Annotated in this window: 12 protein-coding genes; 6 read left to right on the top strand and 6 right to left on the bottom strand. The window is 72.8% G+C overall.

The genetic code is table 11. The features are described 5' to 3' along the window. Positions 1–6 precede the first annotated feature (6 nt). Positions 7–861 carry an alpha/beta fold hydrolase gene (locus LRS14_RS24765; protein WP_257801498.1) on the bottom strand — a complete coding sequence of 285 codons (855 nt, stop codon included), beginning with the start codon at positions 859–861 and terminating at the stop codon, positions 7–9. Positions 862–1,035: 174 nt separating this feature from the next. On the opposite strand from LRS14_RS24765, the gene LRS14_RS24760 reads away from it, so the two are divergent. After that, the gene (locus LRS14_RS24760; protein WP_046115024.1) at positions 1,036–1,470 is read left to right on the top strand and encodes a DoxX family protein; all 435 of its coding nucleotides are present in this window, start codon (positions 1,036–1,038) and stop codon (positions 1,468–1,470) included. 123 nt (positions 1,471–1,593) lie between these two features. Further along, positions 1,594–2,634: an alpha/beta fold hydrolase gene (locus tag LRS14_RS24755; RefSeq protein WP_257801497.1), complete on the top strand. Its 1,041-nt coding sequence runs from the start codon at positions 1,594–1,596 to the stop codon at positions 2,632–2,634. A gap of 20 nt (positions 2,635–2,654) precedes the next feature. On the opposite strand, the gene LRS14_RS24750 is transcribed toward LRS14_RS24755, so the two are convergent. Continuing rightward, positions 2,655–3,401: a triacylglycerol lipase gene (locus LRS14_RS24750; RefSeq protein WP_257801496.1), complete on the bottom strand. Its 747-nt coding sequence runs from the start codon at positions 3,399–3,401 to the stop codon at positions 2,655–2,657. 196 nt (positions 3,402–3,597) lie between these two features. On the opposite strand from LRS14_RS24750, the gene LRS14_RS24745 reads away from it, so the two are divergent. Then, a complete protein-coding gene (locus tag LRS14_RS24745) occupies positions 3,598–4,728 on the top strand; it encodes a YsnF/AvaK domain-containing protein (protein ID WP_046115026.1) in 1,131 nt (376 codons plus the stop codon). Between the two features lie 28 nt (positions 4,729–4,756). On the opposite strand, the gene LRS14_RS24740 is transcribed toward LRS14_RS24745, so the two are convergent. Continuing rightward, positions 4,757–4,951 (bottom strand): hypothetical protein, encoded by a 195-nt coding sequence (locus LRS14_RS24740; protein ID WP_157039695.1) that lies wholly within the window; start codon positions 4,949–4,951, stop codon positions 4,757–4,759. Positions 4,952–5,136: 185 nt separating this feature from the next. Between LRS14_RS24740 and LRS14_RS24735 the strand changes: the two genes are divergently transcribed. Together LRS14_RS24735 and LRS14_RS24730 are read left to right on the top strand one after the other, a co-directional pair. Continuing rightward, a complete protein-coding gene (locus LRS14_RS24735) occupies positions 5,137–6,459 on the top strand; it encodes a sodium:proton antiporter (RefSeq protein ID WP_046115028.1) in 1,323 nt (440 codons plus the stop codon). A 9-nt stretch (positions 6,460–6,468) separates the two neighbouring features. Further along, positions 6,469–7,356 carry a cyanophycinase gene (locus tag LRS14_RS24730; protein ID WP_257801495.1) on the top strand — a complete coding sequence of 296 codons (888 nt, stop codon included), beginning with the start codon at positions 6,469–6,471 and terminating at the stop codon, positions 7,354–7,356. A gap of 20 nt (positions 7,357–7,376) precedes the next feature. On the opposite strand, the gene LRS14_RS24725 is transcribed toward LRS14_RS24730, so the two are convergent. The 3 genes from LRS14_RS24725 to LRS14_RS24715 are packed head-to-tail and all read right to left on the bottom strand — an operon-like array spanning position 7,377 to position 10,493. Continuing rightward, the gene (locus LRS14_RS24725) at positions 7,377–8,780 is read right to left on the bottom strand and encodes an amidohydrolase family protein (protein ID WP_257801494.1); all 1,404 of its coding nucleotides are present in this window, start codon (positions 8,778–8,780) and stop codon (positions 7,377–7,379) included. Then, complete coding sequence (locus LRS14_RS24720) at positions 8,767–9,498, bottom strand: sulfite exporter TauE/SafE family protein (protein WP_052736537.1); 732 nt, start codon at positions 9,496–9,498, stop codon at positions 8,767–8,769. Before LRS14_RS24720 ends, LRS14_RS24725 begins: the two co-directional genes overlap by 14 nt. 2 nt (positions 9,499–9,500) lie before the next feature. After that, complete coding sequence (locus LRS14_RS24715) at positions 9,501–10,493, bottom strand: tripartite tricarboxylate transporter substrate binding protein (protein WP_257801493.1); 993 nt, start codon at positions 10,491–10,493, stop codon at positions 9,501–9,503. 81 nt (positions 10,494–10,574) lie between these two features. On the opposite strand from LRS14_RS24715, the gene LRS14_RS24710 reads away from it, so the two are divergent. Continuing rightward, the gene (locus LRS14_RS24710; protein ID WP_257801492.1) at positions 10,575–11,381 is read left to right on the top strand and encodes a GntR family transcriptional regulator; all 807 of its coding nucleotides are present in this window, start codon (positions 10,575–10,577) and stop codon (positions 11,379–11,381) included. Positions 11,382–11,398: the final 17 nt, after the last annotated feature.

Raw genomic sequence — 11,398 nt, 5'->3', positions numbered from 1 at the left:
GGGAGATCAACGGCGAGCGGCAGGGCTGAAGGGGCCGGCCAGATGCCCCCGTATCGCCTCGATGGTCAGCGCGGGATGGCTCAGCTGCGGGCAGTGCCCGTCGGCGTCCAGCTCCAGCAGGCGGCTGTCGGGCAGGCGCTGGTGCAGGTAGCTGGCCACCGCCCTGGGCACGATGCGGTCGCGCAGGCAATGCAGGACCAGGGCCGGCGTGTGCACCTGCGGCAGCAGCGCGCGATGGTCGCCATAGAACGCCAGGCGGGCGAAGCGGCCGGCGGATCGCGCATCCAGCGTGCGCAGGGCCACTTCGAATTCGCGCGCCAGCGCCTGCGGTCCCTGCTCGCCCACCACCATCGGCGCCAGCATGCGGGCCCAGCCGAAATGGTCGCTGTGCATCAGGTCGAACAAGGCCTGCAGGTCGGCCGGCTGGAAGCCGCCGCTGTAGGCCGGCGGGTCGTCCAGGAAGCGGGGTGAGGTGCTCACCAGCACCAGCCGGCTGAAGAGTGCCGGGCGCGCCAGGCTGGCCATCATCGCGATCACGCCACCCACCGAATGGCCCACCAGCATCACGCGCTGCAGGCCCAGGGCCTCCACCAGCGCGACGACGTCCTCGGCATAGGCTTCCAGCCGGTCGTGCCGCGGGCCGTAGGCCGTCATGTCCGACGAACCGCAGCCCAGGTGGTCGAACAGCACCACGCGGTGCGTGGCCTCGAAGGCCGGCGCGACGAAGCGCCACACCTTCTGGTCGGCCCCGAAGCCGTGGAGGAAGACGATCGCGTCGTCGCCGCGGCCGCCGATGTGCAGGTGGTGGCGCTGCGCCAGGGTGCGCAGCAGAGGAGGGTCGGTGAAGCTCGCGGATGTCACGTTGAACGGCGCGTGATCTGTGTGTGTGCGGTTTTATATCCGGCCCCCGGGCCGCCATCGGGCCACGGCGCAGCGCCTTGTGTGCAGCCTTGCGCAGCATCGGAGTGCGGGGCGCTGCGGGCTGGGCGGGCATGCTGGTTGCCGGGCCGGCCGCACACCTCCAAGGAGCATCCGATGGCCGACACCGCTTCCGCTGCCCTCCATGCCACGCGCCATGACGATGGCGGCAAGCTGCTGCTTCGGGTGGCAGTCGGGGTGCTGATGTTGCTGCACGGCCTGTTCAAGCTGGGCAACGGCATCGGCGGCATCACCGGCATGGTGCAGGGCGCGGGCCTGCCGCCGGTGCTGGCCTATGGCGTGTACGTGGGCGAGGTGCTGGCCCCGGTGCTGATGATCATCGGCCTGTGGACCCGGCCCGCCGCGCTGGTCGTGGCCATCAACATGGTGGTGGCCATCGCACTGGCGCACGGCAAGCAGCTGTTCTCGCTCACCCAGCAAGGCGGCTGGGCGCTGGAGCTGCAGGGGCTGTACCTGTTCGGCGCGCTGGCGGTGGCGCTGCTGGGCGCGGGCCGCTACAGCGTCGGCGGCCTGCACGGCCGTTTCAACTGACACCCTGCCGGCCCGCCCTGCGTCCCGCCGGCTGACAGCCATCTCGGCCGCCTCCTACAGGCCCCCGCGACCCGCGGGGCCCAGGATGCATGCCCGCCCTCAACGCCCTGCTGAAAGCTCCCCATGGACCTGCGCCCCTACGTTCCGACCCGACCTGCCGTGCGCCGTGCACTGCAGCCCCTGCAAAGGCGTGCCGGCGAAGTGCTGCGGCAGGCACCCCGGGTATCCAACCGCACGCTGGTAGCCAGCGCCATTGGCCTGGTGGCCGGCGCGCTGGCGGTGTGGGTGGCCAACAAGGCCCGACAGGCCGAGCGCGACCATCCGCCCACCGGCCGCTTCATCGAGCTGGAAGGCGTTCGCCTGCATTACGTGGAGCGCGGCGAAGGCCCGCCGGTGGTGCTGATCCACGGCAACACCGTGACCTCGGCCGACTTCGAGGCCAGCGCCCTCATCGACACCCTGGCGCGCGACCACCGCGTGATCGCCTTCGACCGGCCGGGCTACGGCCACAGCACCCGTCCGCGCAACCGGCTGTGGACACCGTCGGCCCAGGCTTACCTGCTGTTCCGCGCGATGCAGCAACTGGGGCTGGAACGGCCGGTGGTGCTGGGGCATTCGATGGGCACGATGGTGGCGCTGGCCCTGGCGCTGGACCATCCCAGCGCGGTCGGCCGGCTGGTGCTGCTGAGCGGCTACCACTACCCTGAGCTGCGCGCCGATGCGCTGCTCACCGCGCCGGTGGCATTGCCGGTGGTGGGCGACGTGCTGCGCTACACCGTCACCGCCGCGGGCAGCCGCCTGATGCTGCAGCCGATGATGAAGGCGATGTTCGCGCCCTGCGAGCTGCCGCCCGGCTTCGAGCCGACGATCGTGCGCGAGATCATGGTGCGCCCCGTGCAGCTGCGGGCCAATGCCGAGGACGCCGCCTTCATGATGCCGGCCGCCCGCAGCCTGAGCGAGCGCTACCACGAGCTGGCGCGGGACCCGGCGCTGCCGGTGGCCATCCTGGCCGGGGCGGAGGACAAGGTGGTCGATCCCACGCTGCACTCCGAGCGGCTGCACCGCGACCTGCCGAACAGCCGGTACACCGTGGTGCATGGCGTGGGCCACATGGTCCACCACAACGCGGCGGCCGAGGTGCTGGCCGCCATCCGCGGCGACTGACGCCGCGCGGCCGGGGGCCTTCAGGCCGCCGGCTTGTAGCGCCGCCAGCGACCGGCCGGCTGGGCCAGCCGGTCCGTCAGCACCTGCAGCACCTCGCGGTTCCAGGCCAGCCCCATGTGGCTGCCTTCCACCTCGATGTCCTCGGTGCGCGGGCTGCGCCGGGTGTGGCGGCAGGTCTGCCAGGCCACCACGCCGTCGCTGCGGCTGTAGATGGAGGTGGTGGGCACCGGCAGCGGCCGCCGCAGCCGGGCGGCCCAGGCCTTGTCCAGCGCCGGCGCGCCGCAGCCGAACAGGCGCAGCAGCAGCCCCGCGTTGCTGTGGTCTGCATCCGCATTGAAGGGCGTGCCGATGGTGATGACCTGGCGCACGCCGGCCGGATGCAGCCGGGCGATCTCCCGCGCATAGATGCCGCCCAGGCTCCAGCCGATGAGGGTGGCCGGCTGCGCATGCGGCTGCAGGCGCTGCGCCATCTCGTCGGCCAGGCAGCGCAGCCATTCATCGGGATCGCCGCTCACGCCCAGGTTGCAGCCGCGGCCCCAGTCCAGCGCCGGATGGCCCAGCTTGCGGCAGTGTTCGCGCAACGGCCCGACGGCCGAGCCGTCCGCCCCCAGGCCGGGAAAGATCAGCACCGGATGTCCATCGCCGGCCGCCAGCGGCGCCGACTCGACCGAAGTGGTGACGTGGTGGGAGAACAGTTCGAATGCGGCGCGCAGCCCTTCCAGGCCGAACAGGGACAACGAGGGACGCAGATCAAGGGAAGCTTCCATGTGCAGCAGGGGACCGTGAGATCCGAGGGGCATTCGACGGCCCCAGGTTCCGCCTGCCGGCGCATGCACGCCAGGAGGCAGATGCCCGTGCGTTTGTAGGAAGCGTCCTGATTGCGCAGGCGCATGTCGCAGCCCCTGGAGCGGTATGTGCCTTGCCGCGTGGGGTGTCCCGCAATCCTGACCTGAGGAGCTCACGATGACCCGCACCGTAGTTGGCGTATTCGATCGTTACGACAGCGTGGAGAGCGCCGAGCGCGCCCTGCATGCCGCCGGATTCGGCGACAGCCAGATCCACATCACCGAACAGCCGAATGGCCGTGACAACGCCTCCGGCACGCAGGACGAAGGCATGCTCAGCGGCGTGCGCAACTTCTTCTCCGACATCTTTGGCGACAACGACAGCGACCGTGACGCCGCCCAGTACGCCCAGGCCATGCGCATGGGCTGGACGGTGGTCAAGGTGGATGCCGACGAGGACCGCGTGAGCGCGGCCGCACTGGCCCTGGAACAGGCCGGCGCCGTCGACATCGACGCGAAGGCCGAGGAATGGCGCGCCGACGGCTGGAACGAAGGCCTGGCCACGCCGGGCGCCGTGCACAACGAGCGCACCGCCGCCGAAGGCACGGTGGAGTACCCGCCCTCGGGCAGCGCCGGCCTCACCGGACTGGCCAGCACGCCCGACACCACCGGCCGCGTGGCCACCACCGGCACCGAGCAGGTGATCCCCGTGGTGCGCGAGTCCATCGAGGTGGGCAAGCGCCAGGTGAGCACCGGCGGCGTGCGCGTGTATTCGCGCGTGGTGGAGACCCCGGTCAACGAGAGCGTGGAGCTGCGCTCCGAGCATGCCGAGGTGCACCGTCGGCCGGTCGACCGGCCGGTGACCTCGGCCGATGTGGACGCACTGGGCGACCGCACGATCGAGGTGCTGGAGACGGCCGAACGGGCCGTGGTGTCCAAGACCGCCCGCGTGGTGGAAGAGGTGAGCATCGGCAAGTCGGTGCAGAGCCATACCGAGCAGGTGCGCGACACCCTGCGCAGCACCGAGGTGGAGGTGGAGCACCTGCAGGGCGACGACACCGCCCTGGCCGGCGACGACCTGTACCGCCAGCACTTCCAGAGCCGCTACGGCGACACCGCGAGCTACGAGGACTATGCGCCGGCCTACCAGTACGGCGCCACGCTGCGCGACGACCCGCGTTATGCCGGCCGCGACTGGGAAAGCTTCGAGGCCGATGCCCGCACCGACTGGGAAGGCCGCCATCCCGGCAGTGGCTGGGAGCGCTTCAAGGAAGCCGTGCGCCACGCCTGGCAAGGCGCCAAGCGCTGAGCGTGCGACGGGCGCTGCCCGCCCGCGCTCAGCGGGCGCGGCGGCGCACCGTCGGCGGTGCCACGCGGCGGTAGTCGCGCCGCCACAGCCACGTCATCACCGCTGCCGCACCCAGCGCGGCAGCGCTCATCGCCGTCCAGGTGGACAGCCCCAGCACCAGCAGGCACAGCAGCGACGCCGCCGCATACAGCAGGGGCAGGCTTTCATACAACTTGCTGGGCAACCAGGGGCACATGACACGACTCGACAGGCGGGAACGGGCCGCGAGTGTGTGCGAATGTGTGCGACGCCCACACCCCGCACACCGGGTGGCGACAAGCCGGCCCGGTGCAGGCAGGACGTTTGCCGCTTGCCTAGACAAGTGCGCACGGCCGCCGGCCTGCCGCACTTACAGAAAAGGCGTCCCGCATGACCAAGGCCCAGTGGTTCCTGCTGCTAGGCAGCCTGCTGCTGCTGCGCGGGGTGAGCACCACCGCCCTGATGCGGCTGCCGGTCACCTCGGCCATCCTGTACCTGGGCGTCGGCCTGATGCTGGGCCCGGCCGGGCTGGGCCTGTTCAGCTTCGATCCGCTGGAGGAAGCGCCGCTGCTGGAAACCTTGACCGAGGTGGCGGTGCTGGTGTCGCTGTTTTCCGCCGGCGTCAAGATGCCGGTGCCCTGCACCCTGGCCCGCTGGCGGGCACCGCTGCTGCTGGCCACGGTGTCGATGGGGGTGAGCGTGGGCCTGGTGGCCGCGGTGGGCCACCTGCTGCTGGGGCTGCCGCTGGGCGCGGCGGTGCTGCTGGGCGCCATCATCGCGCCCACCGATCCGGTGCTGGCCACCGACGTGCAGCTGCGCCATCCCGGCGACACCGACAGCACCCGCTTCATGCTCACCTCCGAGGCCGGCATGAATGACGGCACCGCCTTCCCGTTCGTGATGCTGGGCATGGGCCTGCTGGGCCTGCACGAGCTGGGCGACCATGGCCTGCGCTGGGTGGCGGTGGACCTGTTGTGGGCCACCGCGGGCGGGGTGCTGATCGGCGTGCTGGGCGGCGCCGGCATGGCGCGGCTGGGCTGGTGGCTGCGGCGCGAGCCGCGTTCGCACGAGCTGCTGGACGACTTCCTCGGCCTGGGCCTGATCGCAGTGGTGTATGGCGTGAGCGTGATGCTGCATGCCTGGGGCTTCCTGGCGGTGTTCTTCGCGGCCGTGGCGCTGCGGCAGACCGAGCTGCGGCTGGCCAGCCGGATGGTCGGCGGCGCGGCCTGCAGCACCCCGGCGGACCGCCCTGCGCCCGACAGCCAGGAAGCGGACCGCCTGGCCTCGCAGGAGCCCGACCCCGACACCGCGCCCACGGTGAGCCATGGTGCGCTGATCTTCAAGGAACACCTGGAGCGGCTGTCCGAGCTGACGCTCATCCTGCTGCTGGGAGGCACGCTGGCTGCCAGCAACTGGACCTGGCCGGCGGTGGGCCTGGCGCTGTTCGTGTTCCTGGTGGCGCGGCCGGTGAGCGTGCTGGTGGGGCTGGCGGGCAGCGGCATGTCCTGGCGCTCGCGTTGGATGGCGGGCTGGTTCGGCGTGCGCGGCATCGGCTCGCTGTACTACCTGGTCTATGCCATCGTGCACGGACTGCCGCGACCGCTGGCCGAGCAGGTGATGCAGTACACGCTGGTGGTGGTGGTGCTGTCCATCCTGCTGCACGGCACCAGCGTGAAGCCGCTGATCAGCCGCTTCTGGCGCAGCGGCCGCTGAAGGATGGGCATGAAGAAGGATTGGGAAGGATCGACGATGGATCGACGGCAATGGCTTGTATGGACAACTTCCTCGGTGGCGGGCGCGCCCGCGCTGGCGATGCCCGCGCGGCCGCCGTCAGCGGCCACCGGGCTGCCGCGGCCGGGCTCGCTGATGGTGATCGGCGGTGCCGAGGACCGGCGCGGCGACCGGCTGGTGCTGCGCCGCTTCGTCGAGCTGTGCCGCCAGCCGCAGCCGCGGGTGGTGGTGCTGCCGTCGGCCAGCGCCTTCCCACAGATCGTGGCCGGCCGCTACGAGGCGGTGCTGAATGCGCTGGGCGTGCAGCGGGTGCTGGTGGTGCACCCGGAAACCCGCGAGGAGGCCGACGACCGGCTGCTGGCCGCGCAGGTGGCCACCGCCGACGGCATCCTGATGACCGGGGGCGACCAGGGCCGGCTGGCCGAGGCGGTGGGCGGCACTGCGCTGCAGCGCGCCATCCACCATGCCTATGAGCAGGGTGCCTGCGTGGCGGGCACAAGCGCCGGCGCGGCGGTGCTCTCGGGCCGCATGCTGCGCGCACGGGCGGTGGACGACGGCTTCGGCCTGCTGCCGCAGGTCATCATCGACCAGCACTTCACCGAGCGGCGCCGCCTGCCGCGCCTGCTGCGTGCGCTCAGCCAGCATCCCGACCACGTGGGCGTGGGCGTGGACGAGGACACCGCCCTGGTGCTGCGCCGCGGCCGCGGTGCCGAGGTGGTGGGCAGCGGCGGCGTGACGGTGGTGGACCCGCGGGCGGTGCAGGGCCCCATCGGCGAGCTGGCGCCCGAGGCGCTGATGCACCTGCCCGGGCTGCGGGTGTACCGGCTGCAGGCGGCCGCGCCGGTGGATCCGCAGGTGGCCTCGCTGCTGATGGGCTGAAGGCGCCCGCGCCGGGGCTGTCAGCCGCCGGCCTGCTGCCGGTGCTCGGCCGACACCGCATGCACCCGCTGGATGGGCGCGGCGGCCACCGCCTGCCGGGCGACGGCCTGCACCTCGGCCATCAGCGCGCGGGCGTCCCAGTCGGTGGGCCAGCCCTGCCACAGGCGCAGCCTGCCGGCCACCAGCACCGCCTCGATCTGGCCGCGGTGGGCCAGGCGCACCAGTTCCCAGCCCAGGTCCCAGGAGGGCATCAGCTCGGGCACCTGCGTGTCCAGCAGCAGGCAGTCGGCGGCCAGGCCGATGGCGATGCGGCCGGTGTGCCCGCCCAGGCCGCAGGCCTGCGCACCGCCGGCCGTGGCCATGCGCAGCCAGGTCCAGCCGGCGCCGCAGGACGAATCGCCGGTGGCCAGGCCGAAGGCCAGGCGCTGCGCGGTCTCGGCTGCGTCCATCAGCCGGAAGGCATCGCTGCGGGTGCCGTCGGTGCCCAGGCCCAGCGGGATGCCCAGCGCCTGCATCATCAGTGCCGGCGCCACCGCATTGCCCTTCCAGGCGCTGGCCACCGGGTTGTAGGCCACGGCGGTGCCGGTGTCGCGCAGCAGCAGCAGTTCGTCCGGCGTCACCAGCGTGGCATGGGCCACCAGGGTGTTCGGGCCCAGGGCGCCGGCCCGCCGCATGTGGCCCAGCGGCCGCAGGCCGCGCTCCACCAGGCTGCGTTCCACCGAGGCCAGGTGCTCGTTGGCATGCACCTGCAGCACCGCGCCGGCCTCGCGGCACAGGGCCGCGGCGCGGCCCATGGTGCCATCGGTGGCGGCCTCGGGCACCGACACCGCCAGCGAGCCATGCACCAGCGCATCGCCGGCCCAGCGGGCCAGGTGGGCCTCGGCCTCGTGCAGCGTGCCGCGGCGCTGGGCCTCGTCGGACCCCGCGTCGTTGCACACGCGGGCCAGCACGCAGCGCAGGCCCGCCTCGTGCACCGCGGTGGCGATGGCCTGCAGCCCTTCGCGTGAACGGGTGCCCGCATCGGCCACGGTGGTGAAGCCGCCGCGCAGCGCCTCCAGCGCGGCCAGCTTGGCCGACAGGTACAGCGCGCGGCCGTCCAGGTGCTGCTCCAGCGGCACCCAGATGCGGCGGAAGATCTCCGACGGCTCGCCGAAGGCCAGCGACTTGCCGAAGGACTGGGTCAGGTGGTGGTGCGTGTCGATGAAGCCGGGCATCAGCAGCCGACCGGGCAGCGCCAGCGCAGGCAGGCCCGGGTGGCGGGCCTGCACCTCGTCCAGCGGGCCGATGTCGGTGAAGCGGCCGCCGTCGATCACGATGCCCTGGCCGGACACCGCCTCGTCGTCCAGCCAGGCCAGCTCGGGGGCCAGCAGCAGGCGCGGGCCGTCCAAGGCTTCGCGCAGGGGGGCATGCTCAGGTGCTTGCATAGACAACTCCGGTGGCGATCAGGGCCAGTGCAGTGAGGCGGCGCAGCCGCCGGGCGTCCACCCGGCGGGCCAGGCGGCGGCCGGCCCAGGCGCCCAGCAGCAGGGCGGCGCCCACGGCGGCGCCCAGGGTCCAGTCCAGCCGGCCGGCCAGCGCATGGGTGCCGGTGGCGGCCAGCGCGATGGGCAGCTGCACCGCCTGCGCCGCCAGCACGCTGGGCAGCGTGGGCAGGCCCAGCAGCATCAGCACCGGCAGCAGCAGCACCGGCCCGCCGGTGCCCGACAACGCCGAGCCGCAGCCCACCGCCGCGCCCACCAGCAACAGCGCGGCGGTGCCGGGCAGTGCGCGCGGCGGCGGCTCGGCATGGCGCATGGCCCACAGCGTGTACAGGCCCGAGCCCACGGCCAGCACCGCCACCCACAGCCGCACCGCGGCGGGCGCCACCTGGTGCACCAGCAGCGCGCCCGACGCCGCGCCGGCCAGTGCCGCCACATGCAGCGGCCACCAGCGTGCCGCACCCTGGGCCAGTGCCGCGCCGCGCCAGCCCAGCAGGCCGGTGAGCAGGAAGCCGAAGCTGGAAGCCGCGATGGCCGCACCCACCGGCAGCCCGGCCACGCCGGTGAGCGCCGGCACCACCAGCACCCCGCCGATGGCGGTGGCGCCGATGGCGGCGCCGGCCAGCAGCACGAGCAGCGCGGTGGCCAGGGGTGCCAGCAACATCGTCATTCGGCCTTGATGCCGGCCTTGGCCACCACCGCGCCCAGCGATGTGCGCTCGGCCTTCAGCGTGGCCGCGAAGGCGGCGGGGCCCTGCACCAGCGGCTTGAGTCCGGCTTCCAGCATGCGGCGCTGCAGATCGGCATCGGCCATGGCGGCGGCCACCTCGCGGGCGATGCGCTCCACCAGCGCGGCATCGGTCTGCGCGGGCGCGAAGAGGCCGTACCAGGACTCCACGTCCACGTTCTTCAGCGCCGGCGACTCGGCCAGCGCCGGCACCTCCGGCAGCGAGCCCCAGCGTTGGCGCGAGGTGACGCCATAGGCCTTCACCTTGCCGTCCTTGATGAAGGGCTGGGCCAGCGTCACCGGCATCACCGCCAGGTCGATCAGGCCCGACGCCAGCTCGGTGAGCACCTGCGGCCCCGAGCGGTAGGGCACGTGCATCAGCTGCACGCCGGCCTGCTGCTCGATCAGCGAGGCGGTGACGTGCATCGAGGTGCCCACGCCGTCGGTGCCGTAGCTCAGCTTGCCGGGCTGCTGGCGCGCCAGCTCCAGCATCTGCGTGGTGCCGGTGGCCGCCACCTGCGGGCTGCCCACCAGCACGAAGGGCGAGGTGGCCACCTGCGCGATGGGCGCCAGGTCGCGCAGCGATTCGTACTTCACCAGCCCGGGCGAGACCAGCGGCGCCACGTTGATCGGGCTGGCCACCGCAAACAGCAGGGTGTAGCCATCGGCCGGTGACCTCACCGCGCGCAGCGTGCCGATGGTGCCGGCCGCGCCGGCCACGTTCTCGATGACCACCGGCTGCTTCAGCCGCTCCGACACCTTCTGCAGCACCATGCGCGCGGCCGCGTCCACGCTGCCGCCGGCGGCGAAGGGCACGATGACGGTGACCGGCCGGCTAGGATAGGCCGCACCCTGCGCCCAGGCGGCGGGCAGGGTGGCGGCGGCCAGCAGGCCGGCGGCAACGAAGAGGCGGCGGAACGGTGAAGCAGACATGGCGGACTCCATCAGGCAGGCACCGGGACAGTGCCTGTAGTTAACTTGATATAACAAGTAATGACAAGTCGAGCAAACCCTGTGCCATCCCTTGCCCGCCCGCCACGCACCGGCCTGAAGCGCGGGGCCTCCGCCGCGCCCCGTGCCAGTGCGGATGCGGCGCCCGCGCTGCCCGCGGGTGCCGATCCGCTGCACCTGCGGCTGCGCAACCACCTGCGCGACGAAATCCTGCAGGGCCGCCTGGCGCCGCTGGCGCAGCTGCCGTCGGAGGCGGAGCTGATCGCGCGCTTCGAGGTCAGCCGCATCACCGTGCGGCATGCGCTGGCCGCGCTGCATGCCGAAGGGCTCATCACCAAGGTGCAGGGCAAGGGCAGCTTCGTGGCGCCGCCGCGCCTGAGCCCGCCGCAGGACCGGCTGCGCGGCCTGTCCGAATCCCTGGGCGACGCCGGCCACGAGGTGCAGGCGCGCCTGGTGGGCGGCGGCGAGGCCGCGGCCACGCCGGCGCTGGCGCGCCGCCTGGGCATGGCGGCCGGCACGCCGGTGGCCGAGCTGCTGAGCCTGCGCTACGTGGACCGTCAGCCGCTGTCGCTGAACCGGCTGCTGATGGCCGCGCCGCTGGCCGCGCGGCTGCGCAAGGCCGACATCGGCCGCCGCGACGTGGTGGCCATCTACGAGACCGATTTCGGCTTGCACGTGGGCCATGCCGAGGTGGAGATCAGCGCCACCGCCGCCGGCCGCCTGCAGCGCAAGCACCTGGGCCTGCCCGAGCAGGCCCCGGTGCTGCAGGTGGAGCGCCTGGTGCATGACGCTGCTGGCACGCCGCTGCACCTCGAGACCAGCTGGTACCGGCCCGAGGGCTTCAGCTACAAGCTGCGGCTGGAGCGGTAGGTCCGCAGGCACAGCAA

Source organism: Aquincola sp. J276, assembly GCF_024700035.1.
Classification (GTDB): domain Bacteria; phylum Pseudomonadota; class Gammaproteobacteria; order Burkholderiales; family Burkholderiaceae_C; genus Aquincola; species Aquincola tertiaricarbonis.
This window is presented reverse-complemented; position numbering and strand designations above follow the sequence as displayed.